Source organism: Mycolicibacterium iranicum, from assembly GCF_002101705.1.
Classification (GTDB): Bacteria; Actinomycetota; Actinomycetes; order Mycobacteriales; family Mycobacteriaceae; genus Mycobacterium; species Mycobacterium iranicum.
The window spans coordinates 199729-220995 of sequence record NZ_LQPC01000027.1 but is presented as its reverse complement, the minus strand read 5'-3'; the positions used below and the strand labels follow the sequence as shown (position 1 = coordinate 220995).

The window sequence follows — 21267 nt, the reverse complement described above, 5'->3', positions numbered from 1 at the left end:
CTCAGCCCATCGTGTAACCGCCGTCGACGGGTATGTCGACGCCGTTGATCATGCTGGCCGCATCAGAGGCCAACCACACCACCGTGTCGGAGACCTCACGGGGAACTGCGAAGCGGCCGAGCGGGATTCGGGCGAGCATCGGGCGGGCTTTTTCCTCCTCGCCCCACACTCGCTGACCCATCTCGGTGAGTACGACCGTCGGGCACACCGAGTTTGCGCGGATGCCGTGCGGACCCAACTCGCGGGCAAGAACCTTGGTCGCCATCACGAGGCCGGCCTTGGAGACGCAGTACGCGTAGTGGTCGGGCAGCGGGGCCAGTGCGGCGGCCGAGGCCACGTTCACGATCGCGCCTCCGGTGCCCTGCTCGGCCATCGCCGCACCCACGGCCGCGGCGAGCAGTGCGGGCGTTCGGAGATTCACCGCGATGGTGGCGTCGAAGAGTTTGGGGTCGGTGTCGACGACCGGCTGCGGATGAGAGATACCGGCGTTGTTGACCAGCACGTCGAGCCCCCCGAACACGGCACCTGCCTGCTGCGCCAGCCGGGCCGGTCCCTCGGGCTGCGCCAGATCCATTGCGACGGTATCGACTTCGACCCCATAGGTGCCCTCGAGCCCGTCGCGCGCGGCGCGCAGTTCATCGAGGTCGCGGCCGCTGAGCACCAGGTTGGCCCCCGCCGCGGCAAACGCTCGCGCGATGTCGGCGCCGATGCCTTTGGTCGCGCCGGTGATCAGCGCCCGCTTGCCATCGAGTCGAAGCGCAGCCGCGGGATCGGCGGCGGCCGTGGTGCTCACGTATGTGTCCTTCAGCTGTCGGTGTCGGCGGTCACGGTCTGCAGGATGGCGGCCGCCGTCGACGGATCGGTCACCAGCTGGTTGAAGTAGCCGCCGCGGGCGCCCGCCACGATCGAGTCGACCTTGTCGGTGCCGACCGCCACCGCGATCGTGACAGGCACTTGGCGCAGCGCCTCCAGCTTCACTGCGATCAGACGGTCGTGTCCTTCGAACGGAACCTCGGCGCCTGCGCGGTCATAGAACCGCGAGCAGACATCGCCGACCGCCGCGCGCAGCGAATCCGAATGTGTCGGCACGAACCGGGGGATGTCCGACCGCAGCAACGGCGGCGCGCCCACACCCATCAGCGCACACCGGGCCCGCGGCCACAGGTGCAGCACCCGCTGGATACTGGGGTCGTTCAGTAGCGAGGGATAGAGGTCCGGCCCTGGAAGTGCCGGCGCGAAAAGGTAATTGGGCCTCCCGCCGATGCGGTTGGCGATCAGTCGCGTGATCTCGTTGGTCTGGTACCACTCTTCGGGTTGGTCGTTGCCGCCGACGGTCGGCGCGACTTGGACGCCGGGCAGCGAGACGAGGTCGTACTGACCGACCTCGTAAACGGTCCGTCCGGACGACACCAACAGAACGTCGCCGGGAAGCAGCTCGGCCGCCGAAAGTGCCCGTCCCACCGCGGGTGCCAGCGCGGCCCCCATGACGTCGACCACCGTCCGGCCTGGGCCGGGATTGGGCATTTGGTGGCTGAGGAACACTGTGGTGATCGACAGTGCCCGGGCCAGTCGGTCGGCCAGTTCGCTGTGGGCAACCTCGTCCGGTGGGACGACCTCGATGCGCACGATGCCCTGGCGTTTCGCTTCGGCGAGAAGGCGGCTCACCGTCGCACGGCTGGTCCCGAGTTGGGCGGCGACCTCGGCCTGTGTGGCTTCCTCGGTGTAGTACAGCCTTGCCGCGGTGTAGAGCAGCGACGCCGGGAAGTGTCCGGCGTCGGTGTCACTGGAGGACCCATCGACGCCGGTCGGCGGCATGGGCTGTGCGGACCGGGGCACCTGACGAGTATGACATTGAACACCTGTTCGCGAACATAATTTCTTTGAACAGATGTTCTGGACATATGTGCATACCAACGTTAATGTGACTGCAACCACACCTTGTCAGTCGTGTGATCGGCCGCATTCGAACAGAGCGCCGCAGGTGAAGGAGTTGCAGATGCCCGAACAGATGCCCGAGAAGATGCAGGCCGTGGTGTGTCACGGGCCGCACGACTACCGGTTGGAGGACGTGGCCGTTCCGCGGCGAGGGCCCGGCGAGGCTCTCGTCAAAGTGGAAGCGGTCGGCATCTGCGCCAGCGACCTCAAGTGCTACCACGGCGCGGCGAAGTTCTGGGGCGACGAGAACCGTCCGGCGTGGGCGGAGACGATGGTCATTCCCGGCCACGAGTTCGTCGGGCGGGTCGTCGCGCTCGACGATGAAGCCGCGCAGCGCTGGGGAATCGCGGTCGGTGACCGCGTCGTGTCCGAGCAGATCGTGCCGTGCTGGAAATGCCGGTTCTGCAAGCGAGGCCAGTACCACATGTGCCAGCCGCACGACCTCTACGGTTTTAAGCGCCGCACCCCCGGAGCGATGGCCAGCTACATGGTTTATCCGGCAGACGCGTTGGTGCACAAGGTCTCTGATGACGTTGCCCCGCACCACGCAGCTTTCGCCGAGCCGTTGTCGTGTTCGCTGCACGCCGTGGAACGCGCTCAGATCCTCTTCGAGGACGTGGTCGTCGTCGCCGGCTGCGGGCCGATCGGACTCGGCATGATCGCGGGCGCCAAAGCGAAGAACCCGATGCACGTGATCGCCCTCGACATGGCTCCCGAGAAACTCGAACTCGCGAAACGCTGCGGCGCCGACATGACGATCAACATCGCCGAGCAGGACGCTGTCGCCATCGTCAAAGATCTCACCGGCGGCTACGGCGCCGACGTGTACCTCGAAGGCACCGGCCACACCTCGGCGGTGCCGCAAGGGCTGAACCTGCTGCGCAAGCTCGGTCGCTACGTCGAGTACGGCGTTTTCGGCAGCGACGCCACCGTGGACTGGAGCATCATCAGCGACGACAAAGAGCTGGACGTTCTGGGCGCACACCTCGGCCCGTACTGCTGGCCGGCGGCGATCAAGATGATCGAGTCCGGCGTGCTGCCGATGAACGAGATCTGTACCCACCAGTTGCCGCTGGCCGAGTTCCAGAAGGGTCTCGACCTGGTTGCCAGTGGCAAAGAGTCGGTGAAGGTCTCCCTGATCCCCGCGTAACCGAAGGGTCGTTTCCGCGATGAATCGTTTCACACCATCGGGTCCGCGGATGACGCGGCGAGAAATGTTGGCCGCGTTGGGCGTTGCCGGTGCGGCGGCCGCGAGCCTGCCTGTGTTGTCGGCGTGCGGCGTCGGCGGCAAGGCCACTGCGCCCAACGGGGCTTCGGAAGTCAGTGGCGGATTCGACTGGCGCAAGGCAGCGGGGTCGACGATCAACATCCTCCAGACACCGCATCCCTATCAGCTTTCGTATCAACCGCTGCTGCCCGAGTTCACCGAGCTCACCGGGATCACCGTGAACGTCGACCTGGTTCCCGAGGCCGACTACTTCACCAAGCTCAATACCGAGTTGGCCGGCGGATCGGGCAAGCACGACGCATTCATGCTCGGCGCGTATTTCATCTGGCAGTACGGTCCGCCGGGGTGGATCGAGGATCTCGACCCTTGGTTGCGCAACAGCTCGGCGACAAGCGCCGAATACGACTTCGAGGACATCTTCGACGGGTTGCGCACGTCTACCCGGTGGGATTTCACGCTCGGCAACCCATTGGGTACCGGCGGACAGTGGGCCATCCCCTGGGGCTTCGAGAACAACGTCGTCGCCTACAACAAGCGGATCTTCGACGAGAAGGGCATCACCCGGCTGCCGGACAACCTCGACGACTTCATCCAGCTGGCCGTCGATCTGACCGACCGCTCGGCCAACCGTTATGGCATCTCTACTCGCGGGTCGAAGTCCTGGGCCACCATCCATCCCGGCTTCATGACGCAGTACACCCGCCAGGGTGCGGTCGACTACACCTGGAACGGTTCGGAACTCGTCGCGGAGATGGACAGCGACGCAGCCATCGACTTCACCAAGAAGTGGATCGAGATGCAACACGCGGCCGGTCCGACATCGTGGACGACCTACGACTACCCCAATGCCACCGGCGATCTGGGCGACGGTACGGCGATGATGGTCTTCGACGCCGACAGTGCCACGTACCCGAAAAACAAGCCGGGAGCGAGCAAAGAGGCCGGCAATCTGGCGTGGTATGCCGGCCCGGCCGGGCCGGACGGCAACTACAAAACCAACCTGTGGACGTGGAGCTGGGCGATGAGCGCCAACTCGCGCAACAAGCTGCCGGCATGGTTGTTCATCCAGTGGGCCACCGGCAAGGAGTCGATGAACAAGGCCGTTGAAGGCGGCACCTACGCCGACCCGGTGCGCCAGTCGGTCTTCGACACCACGTTCAAGCGCGTCGCGGCCGATCAGTTCGGCTACCTGGAGGCCTTCGAAACCGTGATCGGTGAATCCAAGATCCAGTTCACGCCGCAGAAGAAGTTCTTCGACACCACCCAGAACTGGGCGGTTGCGCTGCAGGACATCTACGGCGGAGACGATGCCGCGACGCGTCTGCGCAGCCTCGCCAAGACCAACACGTCCAAGGTCAATCTCTAGGAGCCGCGGAACTCATGACAACTCAGACCTCCAAGGCCCCGTCGACGTCGCCGGACCGGCCGCCCGCAGCGCGTCGGGCCGACCTGCCCGAGGTTCCGACCTGGCGACGCAGGCTGCGCCCGTATCTGCTGTCGGTTCCGGCCGTCGTCATCGTGATCGGCATCCTCTATCCGTTCGCGGTCGGTGCCTACTACGCGTTCCTGAACTACGCTGCTGTCAACCCTGATCCACACCTGGTGTGGTTCGATAACTTCGCCTCGGTGCTCGGCGACCAGGTGTTCTGGAAGAGCGTCCAGGTCACCGTGACCTTTGCCGTGGCGGCCACCTTCATCGAGACCGTGCTCGGTGTCGGGCTGGCGCTGCTACTCAACCGGTCGTCGATCATCGGCAAGATCTTCGAACGGGTGCTGATCCTGCCGCTGATGATCGCGCCGGTGATCGCAGGCGTGATCTGGAAGCTGATGTTCAACCCGCAGTTCGGGGTTCTCAATCACGTTCTCGGACTGGGTAACACGTTCGACTGGTTGTCGGCACGCAACGCGCTGTTCTCGGTCATCCTGGTGGACATCTGGATCTTCACACCGTTCGTCGCGATCCTGGTGCTCGCCGGTATCCGGTCGTTGCCCCGGGAGCCGTTCGAGGCGTCGGAAGTCGACGGTGCCGGATGGTTCTTTATGTTCCGCAAGCTGATGCTGCCGATGTTGTGGCCCTACATCCTGGTGGCGGTCATCTTCCGGTTCATGGACAACCTCAAGGTCTTCGACCACATCTACGTGCTCACCGCCGGTGGGCCGGGCGTCGCGACCCGCACGCTGCAGATCGGCGCCTTCGAAGACTCCATCATCAACCTGGATTACTCCCGGGGCAGCACCTACATGCTGCTGCTCTGGGTCATTGTGTTCATCACCGCGCGCTATTTGGTCAGCGTGCTCGGAAAAGCGCAGCGCCGCGCTGCCGGAGCGGAGTCGTAACACTATGGCACTCAAACTCACCCGCAGCGAACTGCTTCCCGGTCAGAGGCGGCTGTCGATCGGGTCGGTGGCCGCCGACGCGGGGTTGTTGTTCTGGTTCCTGTTCAGCCTGTTCCCCATCTTCTGGATGGTGATGCTGGCCCTCAAGAACGCCGAGCAGCAGACCACCACCTTCTTCTCATTCAGCCCGACCTGGTCCAACTTCGCGACGGTGCTCTCCGACCGCGGCACCGAGATGACCAGTGTCGACTTCAAGGCCTCGCTGCTGACCAGCCTGCTCAACTGTGGTGGTGCGGTGCTTGTCTCGCTGCTGATCGGAATCCCAGCTGCCTACGCGGCCGGTCGCTGGCAATACAAAGGCTCCAACGACTTGATGTTCACCATGCTGTCGTTTCGGTTCGCGCCGGAGCTGATGGTCATCGTGCCGTTGTTCGTGATCTACAACCAGATCGGGCTGTTCGACACCAAGGTCGGCATGATCTGGGTGCTGCAGCTGGTGACGATGCCGTTGGTGGTCTGGATCCTGCGGTCTTACTTCCAGGACCTCCCCGAGGATCTCGAACAAGCCGCCCTGCTCGACGGCTATACCCGCAAGCGTGCGTTCCTGATGGTCGCCCTGCCGATCGTCCGACCCGGCATCGCCGCAGCGGCGTTGCTGGCGTTCATCTTTGCGTGGAACAACTACGTCTTCCCACTCATCCTCGCCGACACGAACGCGGGCACCGTGACGGTGGCCATCACCAAGTTCCTCGGCGGCGGCGGGCAGGCGTACTACAACCTGACCGCGGCGGCGGCGATCATCGCCGCGCTACCGCCCCTCATTCTGGCGCTGACCATTCAGCGCTATCTGGTGCGGGGCCTGTCATTTGGGGCGGTGAAAGCCTGATGGCCACAGTGTCGATCTCGGACTTGCGCAAGTCCTTCGGAAAGACCACGGCGGTCGACGGGATTTCTGTCGACATCACCGACGGCGAGTTTTTCGTGATCCTCGGACCCAGTGGCGCGGGGAAGACGACCACACTGAAATCCATTGCGGGCCTTGTCGATGTGGACGCCGGCACCGTCGCGATCGGCGGGAAGGATGTCACCTTCGTCGAGCCGTACCACCGCAACGTCGCGATGGCGTTCGAGAGCTATGCGCTTTATCCGCAGAAGACGGTGCGCGAGAACCTGGCATCTCCGTTGAAGTCTGGTCGTACCGGCAGGTACACCGACCAGCAGCGCACCGAGCGCATCGACCAGGTGACCACCACGCTCGGCATCAACCACCTGCTCGACCGATACCCCCGCGAGCTGTCCAATGGTCAGCGACAACGTGTCGCGCTGGGCCGGGTGTTGGTGCGGCCGGCGGACCTGTACCTTCTCGACGAGCCGCTGAGCCACCTCGACGCCAAGCTGCGCGCCGCCATGCGCGCCGAACTCAAGCAGCTCGGTGCGATGTCGAACACCACCACGCTGTATGTCACCCATGACTACCAGGAGGCGCTTGCGCTCGGTGACCGCATCGCCGTGATGCGGGCCGGACGGCTGGTGCAGATCGGCACACCGCAGGACATATGGCGCCGACCGGCCGACACCTTCGTCGCGCGGGCATTGGGGCAGCCCGAGATCAACGTCGTCGAGGGAGTCGTCGACGACGGGTCGATCCGGCTCGGCGACGGGTCTTTCGGGGTGCCCATCCCAACCGGTGTGCGATGCGACCGAGGTGATCGGGTACGAGTGGGCCTGCGACCATGCGACATCCAGGTGGCCGATCCGCAGAACGGAGATTCAGCCATCCGCGGACGAGTGGTGCTCGCCGAACGCCTCGGGCGCAACGTCGAGCTCACCGTCGACGTGGGTGGTGTGCAGTTGATCGTTCTCGCATCGGGGCGGGGAGGTGTCGAGGAGGGAGCGCACACAGCGCTGACCATCTCGCCGTCAGACGTCCATGTCTTCGCCGACGGTGAGGGTGACAGCCCACGTCTTGGGCAGGCTGACCGCGAATCCGCATTGGAGGCAACACCGTGACTGTGACGACCACCCGCCCCGGCCATTCCGCGGGGTCGAGGGCAACCGCGCAGAGCCTGACACTGACGGATCTGGTGAAGACGTACTCGGCACGGGGCCGGGAAGACGTGACCGCCGTCAAGGGCATTGACCTCGCCATCGAACCGGGAGAACTGGTGGCGCTGCTCGGACCGTCCGGCTGTGGAAAGACCACCACGCTGCGCATGATTGCCGGGTTGGAAACCGTGACAAGCGGTTCGATCCGCATCGGCGACCGGGAAGTCTCGCAGCTGCCCGCAGCCAAACGCGGTATCGGCGTCGGATTCGAAAGCTACGCCCTGTACCCGCCGCTGTCGGTGCGGGAGAACCTTCTCTACGGGTTGAAGGCGCGCAAAGTCAAAGGCGCCGAGTCGATGGTGGCCTCGATCAGTTCGCGACTCGACATGGACGACATGCTCGATCTGCGACCGGCCAACCTGTCGAGCGGACAGAAGCAGCGCGTCGCACTGGCCCGTGCGCTGGTGCGCAATCCACCGGTGCTGCTGCTCGACGAACCGCTGAGCCACCTCGACGCCTCGGCGCGTCAGCGAGTGCGTCGCGAACTGAAGGTTCTCCAGCGCGAATTCGGCTACACGACCATCGTGGTGACCCACGATCAGGTCGAGGCGCTGTCGCTCGCGGACAGGCTGGCCGTGATGGATGCCGGCGTGGTGCAGCAATTCGGCACCCCCGACGAAGTGTTCGACGACCCCGCCAACCTGTTCGTCGCACAATTCGTGGGCGAACCGCAGATCAATGTCCTGCGGGCGAAGGCGAAAGTCGTCGACGGTCGGGTGTGGGCCGAGATCGGTTCTGACGCAGGCCGGCTCGCGACATCGGTGACCGACGTCGCCGACGGCACCGCGGTGGTCGTCGGTGTCCGACCTCAGGACTGCGCGATCACCTCCGACGCCGGCGCCGGCTTGACCGCGACCGTCGCCTACTTCGAACACCTCCTTGAGTTTGGCCTCGCGACAAGCACGGTGTCCGGCGTGGAGGACGGCATCGTCATCCAGACGCCGGCCGTCGACGCCTACGAGCCCGAGCAGCGGGTCGTGGTGACCGCACCGGCCGAGCGCGTTTACCTGTTCGATCCCGATACGGGGGAGCGGCTGCGATGACCAAGCTGTTCAACGATCCTGCGCGGTTCACCGACGACATGCTGGTCGGCTTCCTGGACGCGAACGCGCGTTACGTCGTCGGCGTTCCCGGTGGCGTTGTGCGTGCGCACAAGACGCGGCCGGGCAAGGTCGCCGTGGTGATTGGTGGCGGATCCGGTCACTATCCCGCGTTCTGCGGCACCGTAGGCCCGGGGTTCGCCGACGGCGCCGTGGTCGGCAACATCTTCACCTCACCGTCTGACGAGGACGCCGCATCGGTAGCGCGTGCGGCCGACGGCGGTGCCGGTGTTCTGCTGACCACGGGCAATTACGCCGGTGACGTGATGAACTTCAACCTGGCCGTCACCCAGCTGAAAAGCGAGGGCATAGACGCCCGGTACTTCGCGGTCACCGACGACGTGGCCAGTGCTCCGCGGGGCGAGGAAAGCAAGCGCCGCGGAATCGCCGGTGATTTCACCGTTTTCAAGTGTGCGTCGGCGGCTGCCGAGGAGGGCGCCGATCTCGATGACGTGGTCCGGGTCGCGGGGGCCGCCAACGCCGCGACGCGCACCCTCGGGGTGGCCTTCGACGGCTGCACACTGCCCGGCGCCGATGCGCCGTTGTTCACCGTGCCCGACGGCCGGATGGGTCTCGGTCTGGGAATCCACGGCGAGCCAGGGGTCGCCGATCACGAGATGCCCTCGGCGGCAGGGCTTGCCGCCACACTCGTCGACGGTGTGCTCGCCGACAATCCCGACGCCGCATCGCAGCGCATCGCAGTCATCCTCAACGGTCTCGGCCGGACGAAATACGAGGAGCTGTTCGTGGTGTGGGGTGAGGTGGCGCGGCTGCTGCGCGAGCGCGGCTACCAGATCGTCGAACCGGAGGTCGGCGAGCTCGTGACGAGTCTCGACATGGCGGGGTGCTCGCTGACCGTGATGTGGCTCGATGAGGAACTCGAGCGCTACTGGACCGCGCCGGCCGACACCCCTGCCTACAAGAAGGCCGGCGCCACCGTGGCGGCGCCCGTGGGCGAGCGGCGCACCGCAGCCGACATCGAGAAGGCCTCCAGCGCACCGCCACCGGCCGAGTCGGCCGACGACGACGGCCGTGACGGTGGACGAATGGTCGCGCGAATCTTCGACGCGCTGGCCGAGATGCTGGCCGAAGCCGAGGAAGAACTCGGCCGCATCGACGCGGTCGCCGGCGACGGCGACCACGGCCGCGGGATGGTCAAGGGCGTCAACGCCGCGCGCGATGCGGCACGGCACGCGGTCGACGAGGGTGCCGGACAGGGGTCGGTGCTGGCGGCGGCGGGCAGGCAGTGGTCGGCCAGGGCCGGCGGGACATCCGGGGTGCTGTGGGGGGCATTCCTCACCCGATTGGGCGCCCGACTGGGAGACACGGGCAAGCCCGACGGGGCCACCATCGCGGCTGCCCTGCGGGACGGCTACGACGCGCTGATCGAGCTCGGCGGCGCAGCGCCGGGTGACAAGACAATGCTCGACGCGCTGCTGCCATTCGTCGATGACCTCGAGCGGCGCGTGAACGACGGCGAACGTTGGCAGCAGGCGTGGGCGGCGGCTGCCGTGGTGGCCACGGAGGCAGCGCGCGAGACAGCCGATCTGCAACCGAAGGTCGGGCGAGCCCGTCCGCTGGCCGAACGCAGTGTGGGCACACCCGATGCGGGCGCGACCTCGCTGGCGATGTGCGCGCGCACCGTTGCCGACTGCTTCACGCTCACCGCCAAAGGAGATCGCTGACATGACAACCGATTCGCCCGGTCTGCGCATCGTGATCGGTTCCGACGACGCCGGTTACGAATACAAGGAAGCGCTGAAAGGTGACCTGCGCGCCGACGCCCGGGTCGCCGACATCACCGACGTCGGCGTCGGCGCCGACGACAACACCGCTTACCCGCACGTGGCGGTGACGGCGGCGCGTATGGTCGCCGAAGGTAAGGCCGACCGGGCGCTGCTGGTGTGCGGCACCGGATTGGGTGTGGCCATCAGTGCCAACAAGGTCCCCGGAGTCCGCGCCGTCACCGCGCACGACAGCTTCTCCGTCGAACGCTCGGTGCTGTCGAACAACGCGCAGGTGCTGTGTTTCGGACAGCGCGTCATCGGCCTCGAGTTGGCCCGTCGGTTGGCCCGCGAGTGGCTGGGATACCAGTTCGACCCGCAGAGCGCCTCCGCCGAGAAAGTCGATGCGATCGGCAGGTATGAGTCGACGGCTGGGTCCACCACAACATGACCACGGTCGAGACACTTCTCGAATGTTCCGAGATCCGAAAGAGTTTCGGCGGGGTCGCGATCCTCAAAGGTGTCACCCTCCGCCTGGAACCGGGCACGGTGACGGCGCTTGCCGGTGAGAACGGTGCGGGCAAGTCCACGCTGATGAAAATCATCAGTGGCCAGTACAGCCCCGACGCGGGCACCGTGGCACTGAGCGGAGCCGCACTCGCACCGGGCAATCCCCGGGATGCCGTCCGCCACGGCGTGGCCATCGTTCCGCAGGAACTGGCGTCGATCGAGGACATGAAGGTTTACGAGAACCTATTCGTGGGAAGGGAATTGCGCCGCGGACCGTTTCTCAACCGCGGCGCGATGATCGCTGAGGCCCGGGAGACCCTGGGTCTCTTCGACGTCGCCATCTCACCGACCGCGCGGATGGGCAGTCTTCCCGTGGGCCTCCGGCAAATCGTCGAGATCGTCAAGGCTGCGCGCACCGGCGCGCGGGTCATGATGCTCGACGAGCCGACATCAGCGATCTCCGAACGCGAGGTCGAGGGGCTCTACCGCATCGTCCGGCGGTTACGCGACCAAGGCGTGGCCATGGTCTACACCACCCACAAGATGGCTGAGATCCGGGCCATCGCCGACCGCGTGGTCGTGCTGCGCGACGGCGGGCTGATCCTGGACGAGCCAATCGACAAGGTCACCGACGACGACATCGTGACCGCGATGATCGGCCGTGAACTCGACGCGCTGTTCCCCGAGCGCCCACACCCGACCGACGAGACTGTGCTGGAAGTCTCCGAACTGCAGGTCGACGGCGCCTCGGAGTCGGTGACGTTGACCGTGAAGGCCGGTGAGATCCTCGGTCTGGCAGGTCTTGTCGGCGCGGGGCGTACCGAATTGCTTGAAGCACTGTTCGGTGCTCGCCACACCTCGTCAGGGTCCATTACTGTGCGTGGGCGCCACGTCAAACGCAATCAGCCGTCGGCGGCCATCGCCGCAGGCATGGCGATGGTGCCCGAGGACCGCAAGCTCTCCGGCGCGGTGTTGTCGATGAGTGTGCTCGACAACGCCACTCTGCCGCGGCTGGGAGCGTTTTCGTTGGCGGGCTGGCTGCGGCAGAAAGCCCGCACCACAGCCGTTTCGGACGCGATGTCGTCGGTTCATCTGCGCAGCCGCGGACTTGGCCAGGAGGTCGGCACACTCTCGGGTGGCAACCAGCAGAAGGTGGTGTTGGCGCGCTGGCTCACCGGTGACGTCAACGTGCTGCTGCTCGACGAACCGACCCGTGGAGTCGACGTCGGCGCGCGCAGCGAGATCTACCGCATCATCACCGAATTGGCGGCGCAGGGCATGGCGGTGGTGATGGCGTCGTCGGATATGCCCGAGATCGTCGGCTTGTCCCACCGGGCGTTCGTGATGCGGGCCGGGGGGCTGGTCGGTGAGCTCGACCGGGACGCGCTGGACCACCCCGCAGTCCAGGAATCCGTCTTCCGGATGGCCACCGCTTTGGACCCGGCATCGTCGGCCGCGCCGGCCGACACAGATCAGGAGGCAGCATCGTGACCACCAAAGTCGACGGGGAGGAGACCGCCTCCTCGCGCACACGCAGGGTGGCGTCGCCCGCCACGGGTGAACCGGTCCGGTTGTTCTCCCGGGAGTGGTTCGCCGGGCTGGCGGTGCGCTACGCGATGGTGCTGGTGATGCTGCTCGTCATCGCCTACTTCAGCTACCGCAGTGCGCGATTCAGCACCCCCGACAACCTCGTGACGATCCTCGTCGCTGCCGCGCCGTTCGCGTTGATCGCGCTCGGCCAGACGTTGGTGATCCTGACCGGGGGTATCGATCTGTCGGTGGGGAGCGTGATCGCGGTGTCGGCCATGGCCGGAGCGGCAACGGCGAAGGCCAACCCCGGCCAGGTGTGGCTGACCGTGCTGGTGGCCATGCTCGTCGGTCTCGCGGTGGGCTGCATCAACGGATTCCTGGTGTCGCGCATCAACGTTCCACCGTTCATCGCCACCCTGGGTACCCTGACCGCGGGATCGGGCATGGCCTACGTGATCGGTGGCGGCGCCCCGATCAACGGGCTGCCCGCGGAGTTTGGCGCGATCGCGAACACCAAGATCCTCGGCCTGCAGATCCCGGTCCTGCTGATGATCGTCGGCATCATCGCGCTGGCCGTCATCATGAAGCGCACCACCTACGGAATGCGGGTCTATGCCGTGGGCGGCAACCGCAACGCTGCCGAGATCGCAGGCATCAATGCCAAGAACGTGTTGTTCAGCGTCTACGCGTTCTCGGGTCTGCTGGCCGGCCTGTCGGGAGTCATGCTGGCCTCGCGAGTCATCTCCGGACCGCCCAATCTGGGTCAGGGTTACGAACTCGACGCGATCGCCGCGGTGGTGATCGGCGGAGCCAGCCTCATGGGCGGGCGTGGTTCGGTGTGGGGAACCGCGCTGGGCCTGCTGATGATTCAGACACTCAACAACGGCCTCGACATCCTCGTGGTTCCCGCCTACTGGCAGGACGTCATCAAGGGTGTGTTGATCGTGGCGGCAGTCGCCGTCGACGTGTGGTCGTCGCGCCGACGAACGTGACGCCTGCGTGCCTTCCATCCCAACCCACAACGAAAGAGGACACATGAGACTGGGAACGAAGATGTTCGCGGTTGCGGCGACCGCCACGCTCGGATTGAGCATGACGGCCTGCGGCGCGGGCGATCCCGAGGCCAACAGCGACAGCACCCGCATCGGTGTGTCGGTGTACGACATGAGCTCGTTCATCACCGCGGGCAAAGAGGGCATGGAAGCCTATGCCGAGGACAACAACATCGAACTGGTCTGGAACTCAGCCAATCTCGACGTCTCCACGCAGGCCAGCCAGGTGGATTCGATGATCAACCAAAATGTGGACGCGATCATCGTCGTTCCGGTGCAAGCAGATTCACTGGGACCCCAGGTCGCGTCGGCCAAGGCCAAGGGGATTCCGCTGGTGCCGGTGAACGCGGCACTGGACAGCCCCGACGTCGCGGCCAGCGTGCAGCCCGACGATGTTGCCGCGGGAGCACAGGAGATGCAGATGATGGCCGACCGTCTCGGCGGCCGAGGCAACATCGTCATCCTGCAGGGACCGCTGGGGCAGTCCGGTGAATTGGACCGCAGCAAAGGCATCGAGCAGACACTGGCGAAGTATCCGGAGATCAGGGTGCTGGCCAAGGACACCGCGAACTGGAAGCGCGACGAGGCCGTCAACAAGATGAAGAACTGGATCTCGGGCTTTGGACCGCAGATCAACGGCGTGGTCGCGCAGAACGACGACATGGGTCTCGGTGCGCTGCAGGCGCTCAAGGAGTCGGGTCGCACCGACGTGCCGATCGTCGGTATCGACGGTATCGAGGACGGCCTCAACGCCGTCAAGAGCGGCGAGTTCATCGGCACCTCATTGCAGAACGGCACGGTGGAGCTTGCGGCTGGGCTCGCGGTGGCCAACGCGCTCGCCAAGGGGGAGCAGGTGAACACCAAGCCGGTCTACGTGATGCCCGCGATCACGAAGGAGAATGTCGACGTCGCCATCCAACACGTGGTGACCGAGCGTCAGCAGTTCCTCGACGGGCTGAGCGAGCTGATCGCCAAGAATCTCGAGACCGGAGACATCGCCTACGAGGGCATCCCCGGTCAGACGCAACCGTGACCGCGGGGGTGCCGCCGAAGACCGGCGATGTCGATCTCGACTTTCGCCTTGACGGCAGGGTCGCCCTGGTGACCGGTGCGGCCACCGGCATCGGGGCGGCCATCGCCGCGGCCTTTGCACGCAAGGGCGCCCGCGTGGCAGTCGTCGACCTCGACGAGGGTGGCGCCGCCGAGGCTGCCCGGTCCCTGCTCGGCGAGAGCCGCGGGTTCTCGTGCGACGTCTCGGATTCGAGCTCCGTGCGCCGCACCGCAGACGCGGTCCGCGAGGCGTTCGGGCGAGTGGACATCCTGGTCAACAGCGCGGGCATCGTCGCCCTGGCGCCGGCCGAAGAGTTGTCGGAGGAGGCATGGAACGCGACCATCGACGTGAACCTCAAAGGCACCTTCCTCATGTGCCAGGCGGTCGGTTCCGGAATGATCGAGGCTGGCGGCGGGGTCATCATCAACATGGCCTCCCAGGCCGCCACCGTCGCCCTCGACCAGCACGCCGCCTACTGCGCGTCGAAGTTCGGTGTTGTCGGACTGTCGAAAGTGCTCGCGTCGGAATGGGGTCCGCAAGGTGTGCGGGTGAACACCATCTCGCCGACCGTGGTGCTCACCGAATTGGGACGCAAAGCCTGGGACGGTCCGCGGGGCGAGGCCCTCAAGAAGTTGATCCCCGTCGGGCGGTTCGCCTACCCGGGTGAAATCGCCGCTGCCGCAGTGTACTTGGCTGCTGATGCGTCGGCGATGGTCAACGGCGCCGACCTTCTCATCGACGGGGGTTACACCATCCGATGAGCCTGACCGTGCAGTCCCGAGGTCAGGCGGCTGCTCGGTGCGCCCGCGCGGAATCGAACCGGTCCAGGACCGTCTCGGCGACCTGCCGGTGCGCCCCGAGGGGCGCCGACATCGGAATGCCTTGTGCGGAGGCGTATTCGGCGACACGGTCGGTGATGCGGCCGTGCGCGAGGAACCACGGCGCGATCACCAGTCGGGTGGCGCCGCGGCTTCGCAGCAGATCGGCAGCCTCGGCCAACTTCGGCTGAGGTCCGGTCGCGAAGGCGGTGGTCGCCGTCCAGCGGGTGGTCTGGGTCAATTCGTCGGCGACCGACGCCGTGCGGGCATTCGCATCCGGACGCGAGGACCCGACCGCGGTGACAAGCACGCCGACGCGCGGATCCTGCCGTGACACCCCAGCGTGCTCGAGGCGCTGCCGCAGGACGTGGACGAGCCGTTCGTCCTCTCCGAGCACCTCGCTCTGCACGACATCGGCCGCGGACTCCGAGATCATCGCGGGGATGTCCACCCGCGCGTGATAGGCGTCGGCGAGCAGCAGCGGCACCACGACCGCGCGACGGTCACCCAGAGAAGCGAGAACATCGCGCAGATTAGGAGCGTTCTGCTCGCAGAACGCGATGCGCACATCCAGGCCCGGCCTGAGCTGTCCGACACAGTCGACGATCGACCGTACCGTCGCGGCGGACCGCGGATCGGCACTGCCGTGCGCCGTGAGGACGAGCGTCACGAGGCGTGCAGCCCGCACTCCGTCTTGGACTGACCCGCCCAGCGGCCGCTGCGCGGGTCGGCGCCCACGACGGGCTTGTTGGTGCACGGCGCGCACCCGATCGACGGATAGCCTTCGTCGACAAGTGGATTCACCAGAATCCCGTTGGCGTCGATGTAATCCTGCATGTCGTCGTCGCTCCACGCCGCCAGCGGATTGATCTTCACCAGGCCGAAGGCCTTGTCCCAGCTGATCAACGGTGCGTTCGCGCGGGTCGGCGCCTCGACGCGGCGGATACCGGTCACCCACGCGCTGTAGCCGCGCAGCGCCTTCGACAGCGGCTCGACCTTGCGCATCCGGCAGCACTCGTTGGCGTTGCGCTCGAACAGGTTCTTGCCCAGCAGCGCATCCTGCTCGGCGACCGTCTTCTCGGGGCGCACGTTGACGACGTTGACGTCATAGACCGCCTCCACCGCGTCGCGCGTCCCGATGGTCTCGACGAAGTGGTAGCCGGTGTCGAGGAACAACACGTCCACGCCGGGCCGGACCTTCGCCGCAAGATCGACAAGCACCGCGTCCTGCATGTTCGACGCCACGATGTAGTCGCCTGGGCCGAAGTTCTCGTCGGTCCAGCGCAGCAGGTCCTGCGCCGTGGCGTTCGGCCCCAGTTCGGCGGCCCCACGTTCGGCCAGCTGCTGCAAATCGGTGTCACTCATCGTGTCCGTCATGCACTCACCTCAAATCCGCTTCGTCTGCTCGTATTGCCCACGTAGCGAAACGCTCACCCTGCTCGCGTTGTTTCACGAAATTGCGAACAACTCGCTCGATGTAATCACCGAGTTCGGTGGCGAGCACCTTGTGCTGGCGCAGTTTGCGTCCGAACCCGCTGTCCAAGCCCAGGCTTCCGCCGAGGTGAACCTGGAAGCCCTCCTCGGGACCGTTTCCGTCGTCCACCATCTGACCCTTGAAGCCGATGTCGGCGACCTGGATGCGGGCGCACGAGTTGGGGCAGCCGTTGATGTTGATCGTGATCGGCACGTCCAGCTGGGCATTGATGTCTTCCAGCCGTTTCTCCAGTTCTGGCACCAGAACCTGGGAGCGGCTGCGCGTCTCGGCAAAGCTGAGCTTGCAATATTCGATGCCCGTGCAGGCCATCAGGTTGCGCCGCCAGTGCGACGGCGTTGACGGCAGCCCGAGGGCGTCCAGTCCCGCACGCAGCTCGTTCAATTTGTCGTCGGGAACGTCGAGAATGATCAGTTTCTGGTACGGCGTGAATCGGATGCGGTCGCTGCCGGCGGCCTCGGCCAGGTCGGCGACCTTGGTCAAGATGGTGCCCGATACGCGGCCTGCGATGGGGGAGACACCGACGGCATTGAGCCCGTTCTTGAGCTTCTGCACGCCGACGTGGTCGATGGGCCTGGTCACGGGGTCAGGTGCGGGCCCGTCGATGAGCGGTCGCTTCAGGTACTCGGTCTCGAGAACCTCGCGGAACTTCTCGACACCCCAGTCCTTGATCAGGAATTTCAGGCGCGCCTTCGCCCGGAGACGGCGATAGCCGTAGTCGCGGAACACGCTGACCACGCCTTCCCACACGTCGGGTACTTCGTCCAGGGGCACCCACGCGCCGACGCGCTGGCCGAGCATCGGATTGGTCGACAGACCGCCGCCCACCCAGAGATCGAAGCCGGGGCCGTGCTCGGGATGGTTCACGCCGATGAACGCGACGTCGTTCACCTCGTGCACGACATCCTGCAGGCCGGAGATCGCCGTCTTGAACTTGCGCGGCAGGTTGGAGTACTCCTTCTTGCCGACGTAGCGCTTGACGATCTCGTTGACCGCGGGCGTGCCGTCGATCACCTCGTCGAGCGACTCGCCGGCCAGCGGGGAGTTCAGCACCACGCGGGGGCAGTCGCCGCATGCCTCGGTGGTCTGTAGACCGACCTCGTCGAGGCGGCGCCAGATCTCCGGCATATCCCGGACGTCAATCCAGTGGTACTGGATGTTCTGCCGGTCGGAGATGTCGGCGGTGTCCCTGGCGAACTCTGTCGAAATCGTCCCGAGGGTGCGCAGCGCGGCAGCTGTCAGTGCGCCGCCGTCGCTGCGGACCCGCAGCATGAAGTACTCGTCTTCGAGCATGTCGGTGTTCTCGTCACCGGTCCACGTGCCGTCAAAACCCGGCTTGCGCTGGGTGTAGAGCCCCCACCAGCGGAAACGACCGCGTAAGTCACCCTTGTCGATGCTCTCGAAGCCTTGCTTGGCGTAGATGTTCTCGATGCGGGCCCGCACATTGAGCGGGTTGTCGTCCCTTTTGGACTGCTCGTTGGCGTTGAGCGGCTCGCGGTAGCCGAGCGCCCACTGGCCCTCTCCGCGGGGGCGCTTCACGGGCTTGTTCTGTGCTGTCGTCATGGATGGGCTCCTGGTTGGAGCCGGCGTTCAGATCGCGCTTCTCACCGGGGGCTGTCCGGCGGGGCAGATCCGGCGGCCAGCTGAAAATGCAGATGGGCAGGGTCTACACGCTAGGGAAGACAGCAACAGGTACAGACGCGCTTGAAATCGACATGGCGGCGCGCCACCAGCGAGACCCGGCGAGGGAAGCTGTGGGCTGCAGTCACGGATTCGATTGTGCCACGGACTCCCACATCAGCCCTAACCGGCCGAGATTTGCGCTCAGGGTGAGCGAAAGTGCACGCGAGGTCGCAGCTGAGACACTGGTGGCATGCCTGTCACCGCGGCACGTGCCGACCTGCCCGCGATGCGGGCGCGCCCACAGGGGCCGTTCGGCATTTACGTCCACGTGCCGTTCTGCGCCACGAGATGCGGATACTGCGACTTCAATACCTACACCGCCGGTGAGCTGGGGGGTGCTAACCCGGACGGGTGGCTGGCCGCGGTGCGGACCGAGCTGCGCCTGGCCGCCGGACGGCTCGGTGTGACGCCCGACGTGCAGACCGTGTTCGTGGGCGGCGGGACCCCGTCCCTGCTCGGCGCGGCCGGGCTGACCGCGGTGCTCGACGCGATCCGGGACAACTTCACGCTGGCGCCCGGCGCCGAGGTCACCACCGAATCCAACCCGGAGTCCACATCGCCGCAATTCTTTGCCGGCTTGCGCACCGCGGGTTTCACCCGTATCTCGCTGGGGATGCAGTCCACCGCGCCGCACGTCCTGGCCGCCCTGGATCGCGTGCACTCGCCGGGGCGTGCCCTCGACGCTGCCCGGGAGGCCCGCGCCGAGGGCTTTGACCACGTCAACCTCGATCTGATCTACGGGACGCCGGGGGAGACGGATGACGATCTGGTGCGGTCCGCCGATGCCGCTATCGAGACCGGGGTGGACCACATCTCCGGATACGCGCTCATCGTCGAGGACGGCACCGCGCTCGCCAGGCGGGTGCGGCGTGGCGAGATGCCCGCGCCCGACGACGACGTGCACGCTCGCCGGTATGAACTACTGGACCGCCGGCTCACCGACGCCGGGTTCGACTGGTACGAGGTGTCGAACTGGAGCCGCCCCGGCGGGCAGTGCCGACACAACGTCGGCTACTGGAACGGTGGCCAGTGGTGGGGCGCCGGGCCGGGTGCACACAGCTACGTCGGCGCCACACGGTGGTGGAATGTCAAGCACCCCAACGCTTATGCCGACGCACTCGGCGAGGGTGAGTTGCCCGTCGCCGACTTCGAGGAATTGGACGCCGAGACCGCGCACGTCGAGGACGTGATGCTGCAGGTCCGGCTGCGTATCGGCCTCCCGCACCGGGTGCTCTCGGATTCCGAAAGTCAGCGCGCTGTCCGCTTGGTTGCCGACGGACTCCTGCACGCGCGGGACGACCGTCTCGTGCTCACCGACCGCGGTCGGCTGCTCGCCGACGCGGTCGTGCGCGAACTGCTGACCTGACGGTCAGAGAAGGGCGGCGGCGAGCCTGCGCCACTGCTCCCGCGGAAACTCCCGCGGGTCGGCCGTGAGTACCTGGACGCAGACGTGGTCGGCGCCCGCATCCAGATGCTCCGTGACGCGGCGCCTGACGGCGTCCTCGTCGCCCCACGCGATGAGCGCATCGAACACCCGGTCGCTCACCGACGACAGGTCCTCCTCGGTGAACCCCAGGCGCAGCAGATTGTTCGCATAGTTCGGCAGCCCGAGATAGGAGCGCAGCCAATCGGTGCCGATCGCGCGGGCCTCGTCGCGGCTGTCGGTGAGCAACACGGTCTGCTCCGGCAGCAGCAGCGGTCCTTCGCCCAGCACGTCGCGGGCCTGGCGTGTGTGGTCGGGCGTGCTCAGGTAGGGGTGGGCGCCGCCGGCCTTCGTCGCCGACAGTTGCAGCATCTTCGGTCCGAGCGCGGCGAGCACGCGGTTCTTGTGCGGCACCGGCTCCGGCGTCGCGTCGATGGCGTCGAGGAACTTCTCGGTCGCGGCCAGGGGCTTGCGATACAGGCCCGGTTCCTTCGAGTCGATGAGCGGTGCGTGGCTGACGCCGATACCGAGCAGGAAACGTTCGCCATGGGTTTCGGTGAGCTTCGCGTAGCGCGACGCCACGTCGGCGGGCTCGTGCATCCAAAGATTGAGGATGCCCGTCGCGATGACCGTCTTCTGCGTGGCGGACAGCAGGTTTTCGACCGAGTCGAGCACCGGCCCGCCGACGTCGGGGATCCACAGGGCCGTGAAGCCGAGTCCGTCGAGTTCCGACGCGGCTTCGGCTGCCTCCTCCGGATTTCCGTATCGCAGTTGAGAACTCCACAGACCGACACCAGATAGCTTCATACGTCTACTCATACCGTGCCGGTCATCCGGGGCGCTACGGTCGTGCACATGGCATTCGATCCGGCCGCCGTCGCCCTTGCGTTCTCCGAACACCGCTTCGACGACGCTCTCGGTCATCTCGCCAAGAATGTGAAATGGACGATCGTCGGGGGAATGGTCCTCGAGGGCGCCGACGCGGTGCGGCGCACCTGTCAGGACACGACGGAGGGGCTGCGGGGCACCTCGGTGGAGTTCGACCGTCGCGTTACTGCAGCGGGTGATGACGTCGTCGCTGTGGACACCGTCGTCCGATACGTCCGGCCCGACGGGGTGACAGCCGTCGCGAGCTGTGCCATCTACGAGTTCGCCGGCGAGCAGATCACGACCATCACGTCATATGCGGTCGAGGTGGATCCCGAGAATCCGGGGGCGCAGCCGCGGATGTGACGAACGCCGCCCACAGGAATCCCACAGCGCACGCCGGGTAGCTCA

At 66.1% G+C, this 21267-nt stretch carries 21 protein-coding genes; 14 read left to right on the top strand and 7 right to left on the bottom strand.

From position 1 onward, the window contains the following. Position 1: 1 nt before the first annotated feature. On the bottom strand, positions 2-793 hold the full coding sequence (locus tag AWC12_RS10450; protein WP_085174099.1) for an SDR family NAD(P)-dependent oxidoreductase: 792 nt from the start codon (positions 791-793) through the stop codon (positions 2-4). An 11-nt stretch (positions 794-804) separates the two neighbouring features. Continuing rightward, positions 805-1836 (bottom strand): sugar-binding transcriptional regulator, encoded by a 1032-nt coding sequence (locus AWC12_RS10445; RefSeq protein ID WP_024445248.1) that lies wholly within the window; start codon positions 1834-1836, stop codon positions 805-807. A gap of 160 nt (positions 1837-1996) precedes the next feature. Here AWC12_RS10445 and eltD point away from each other — a divergent pair, with 160 nt between their 5' ends. The 12 genes from eltD to AWC12_RS10385 all read left to right on the top strand — a co-directional run bounded on the left by eltD (position 1997) and on the right by AWC12_RS10385 (position 15334). After that, positions 1997-3085: an erythritol/L-threitol dehyrogenase gene (eltD, locus tag AWC12_RS10440; protein ID WP_085174189.1), complete on the top strand. Its 1089-nt coding sequence runs from the start codon at positions 1997-1999 to the stop codon at positions 3083-3085. A gap of 64 nt (positions 3086-3149) precedes the next feature. Next, positions 3150-4529, top strand: coding sequence for an extracellular solute-binding protein (locus AWC12_RS10435; RefSeq protein WP_051226565.1), 1380 nt, complete (start codon positions 3150-3152; stop codon positions 4527-4529). A gap of 14 nt (positions 4530-4543) precedes the next feature. Further along, positions 4544-5500: a carbohydrate ABC transporter permease gene (locus tag AWC12_RS10430; RefSeq protein ID WP_024445251.1), complete on the top strand. Its 957-nt coding sequence runs from the start codon at positions 4544-4546 to the stop codon at positions 5498-5500. Between the two features lie 4 nt (positions 5501-5504). Next, on the top strand, positions 5505-6386 hold the full coding sequence (locus tag AWC12_RS10425) for a carbohydrate ABC transporter permease (protein WP_085174098.1): 882 nt from the start codon (positions 5505-5507) through the stop codon (positions 6384-6386). Then, positions 6386-7510 (top strand): ABC transporter ATP-binding protein, encoded by a 1125-nt coding sequence (locus AWC12_RS10420; protein WP_085174096.1) that lies wholly within the window; start codon positions 6386-6388, stop codon positions 7508-7510. Before AWC12_RS10425 ends, AWC12_RS10420 begins: the two co-directional genes overlap by 1 nt. Further along, the gene (locus AWC12_RS10415; protein ID WP_024445254.1) at positions 7507-8649 is read left to right on the top strand and encodes an ABC transporter ATP-binding protein; all 1143 of its coding nucleotides are present in this window, start codon (positions 7507-7509) and stop codon (positions 8647-8649) included. The genes AWC12_RS10420 and AWC12_RS10415 overlap by 4 nt, the downstream gene beginning before the upstream one ends. Further along, positions 8646-10391, top strand: a complete 1746-nt coding sequence (gene derK / locus AWC12_RS10410) for a D-erythrulose 4-kinase (protein ID WP_085174094.1) — start codon at positions 8646-8648, stop codon at positions 10389-10391. Before AWC12_RS10415 ends, derK begins: the two co-directional genes overlap by 4 nt. A gap of 1 nt (position 10392) precedes the next feature. Next, positions 10393-10881, top strand: coding sequence for a ribose-5-phosphate isomerase (locus AWC12_RS10405; protein WP_085174093.1), 489 nt, complete (start codon positions 10393-10395; stop codon positions 10879-10881). Continuing rightward, positions 10878-12431, top strand: coding sequence for a sugar ABC transporter ATP-binding protein (locus AWC12_RS10400; protein WP_085174091.1), 1554 nt, complete (start codon positions 10878-10880; stop codon positions 12429-12431). Before AWC12_RS10405 ends, AWC12_RS10400 begins: the two co-directional genes overlap by 4 nt. After that, on the top strand, positions 12428-13462 hold the full coding sequence (locus tag AWC12_RS10395) for an ABC transporter permease (RefSeq protein WP_024445258.1): 1035 nt from the start codon (positions 12428-12430) through the stop codon (positions 13460-13462). Before AWC12_RS10400 ends, AWC12_RS10395 begins: the two co-directional genes overlap by 4 nt. 43 nt (positions 13463-13505) lie before the next feature. Further along, on the top strand, positions 13506-14555 hold the full coding sequence (locus AWC12_RS10390) for a substrate-binding domain-containing protein (RefSeq protein WP_085174089.1): 1050 nt from the start codon (positions 13506-13508) through the stop codon (positions 14553-14555). Between the two features lie 8 nt (positions 14556-14563). Beyond that, a complete protein-coding gene (locus AWC12_RS10385; RefSeq protein WP_036464463.1) occupies positions 14564-15334 on the top strand; it encodes a GolD/DthD family dehydrogenase in 771 nt (256 codons plus the stop codon). Between the two features lie 22 nt (positions 15335-15356). Here the strand turns inward: AWC12_RS10385 and AWC12_RS10380 are convergent, their stop codons facing one another. From AWC12_RS10380 to AWC12_RS32025, 4 genes are all read right to left on the bottom strand, one after another. Continuing rightward, positions 15357-16061, bottom strand: coding sequence for a sirohydrochlorin chelatase (locus AWC12_RS10380; protein ID WP_085174187.1), 705 nt, complete (start codon positions 16059-16061; stop codon positions 15357-15359). Beyond that, the gene (locus AWC12_RS10375; RefSeq protein WP_085174088.1) at positions 16058-16768 is read right to left on the bottom strand and encodes a phosphoadenylyl-sulfate reductase; all 711 of its coding nucleotides are present in this window, start codon (positions 16766-16768) and stop codon (positions 16058-16060) included. Before AWC12_RS10375 ends, AWC12_RS10380 begins: the two co-directional genes overlap by 4 nt. 4 nt (positions 16769-16772) lie before the next feature. Further along, on the bottom strand, positions 16773-18446 hold the full coding sequence (locus AWC12_RS10370; RefSeq protein ID WP_085174086.1) for a nitrite/sulfite reductase: 1674 nt from the start codon (positions 18444-18446) through the stop codon (positions 16773-16775). 110 nt (positions 18447-18556) lie between these two features. After that, the gene (locus AWC12_RS32025; protein WP_420087698.1) at positions 18557-18652 is read right to left on the bottom strand and encodes an Ms4527A family Cys-rich leader peptide; all 96 of its coding nucleotides are present in this window, start codon (positions 18650-18652) and stop codon (positions 18557-18559) included. Between the two features lie 104 nt (positions 18653-18756). Here AWC12_RS32025 and hemW point away from each other — a divergent pair, with 104 nt between their 5' ends. After that, positions 18757-19932, top strand: coding sequence for a radical SAM family heme chaperone HemW (hemW, locus tag AWC12_RS10365; protein WP_085174084.1), 1176 nt, complete (start codon positions 18757-18759; stop codon positions 19930-19932). A gap of 3 nt (positions 19933-19935) precedes the next feature. Here the strand turns inward: hemW and AWC12_RS10360 are convergent, their stop codons facing one another. Beyond that, the gene (locus tag AWC12_RS10360; RefSeq protein WP_024445265.1) at positions 19936-20796 is read right to left on the bottom strand and encodes an LLM class F420-dependent oxidoreductase; all 861 of its coding nucleotides are present in this window, start codon (positions 20794-20796) and stop codon (positions 19936-19938) included. Positions 20797-20844: 48 nt separating this feature from the next. On the opposite strand from AWC12_RS10360, the gene AWC12_RS10355 reads away from it, so the two are divergent. After that, positions 20845-21222, top strand: a complete 378-nt coding sequence (locus AWC12_RS10355; protein ID WP_085174185.1) for a nuclear transport factor 2 family protein — start codon at positions 20845-20847, stop codon at positions 21220-21222. Positions 21223-21267: the final 45 nt, after the last annotated feature.

Bases quoted from the DNA above. Each gene is read 5' to 3' on its own strand.
- AWC12_RS10390 (WP_085174089.1), top strand. From the start codon at position 13,506: ATGAGACTGGGAACGAAGATGTTCGCGGTTGCGGCGACCGCCACGCTC.
- AWC12_RS10435 (WP_051226565.1), top strand. From the start codon at position 3,150: ATGTTGGCCGCGTTGGGCGTTGCCGGTGCGGCGGCCGCGAGCCTGCCT.
- hemW (WP_085174084.1), top strand. From the start codon at position 18,757: ATGCCTGTCACCGCGGCACGTGCCGACCTGCCCGCGATGCGGGCGCGC.
- AWC12_RS10430 (WP_024445251.1), top strand. From the start codon at position 4,544: ATGACAACTCAGACCTCCAAGGCCCCGTCGACGTCGCCGGACCGGCCG.
- AWC12_RS10425 (WP_085174098.1), top strand. From the start codon at position 5,505: ATGGCACTCAAACTCACCCGCAGCGAACTGCTTCCCGGTCAGAGGCGG.
- AWC12_RS10405 (WP_085174093.1), top strand. From the start codon at position 10,393: ATGACAACCGATTCGCCCGGTCTGCGCATCGTGATCGGTTCCGACGAC.
- AWC12_RS10375 (WP_085174088.1), bottom strand. From the start codon at position 16,768: ATGACGGACACGATGAGTGACACCGATTTGCAGCAGCTGGCCGAACGT.
- AWC12_RS10355 (WP_085174185.1), top strand. From the start codon at position 20,845: ATGGCATTCGATCCGGCCGCCGTCGCCCTTGCGTTCTCCGAACACCGC.
- AWC12_RS10400 (WP_085174091.1), top strand. From the start codon at position 10,878: ATGACCACGGTCGAGACACTTCTCGAATGTTCCGAGATCCGAAAGAGT.
- AWC12_RS10360 (WP_024445265.1), bottom strand. From the start codon at position 20,796: ATGAAGCTATCTGGTGTCGGTCTGTGGAGTTCTCAACTGCGATACGGA.
- AWC12_RS10370 (WP_085174086.1), bottom strand. From the start codon at position 18,446: ATGACGACAGCACAGAACAAGCCCGTGAAGCGCCCCCGCGGAGAGGGC.
- eltD (WP_085174189.1), top strand. From the start codon at position 1,997: ATGCCCGAACAGATGCCCGAGAAGATGCAGGCCGTGGTGTGTCACGGG.
- AWC12_RS10420 (WP_085174096.1), top strand. From the start codon at position 6,386: ATGGCCACAGTGTCGATCTCGGACTTGCGCAAGTCCTTCGGAAAGACC.
- derK (WP_085174094.1), top strand. From the start codon at position 8,646: ATGACCAAGCTGTTCAACGATCCTGCGCGGTTCACCGACGACATGCTG.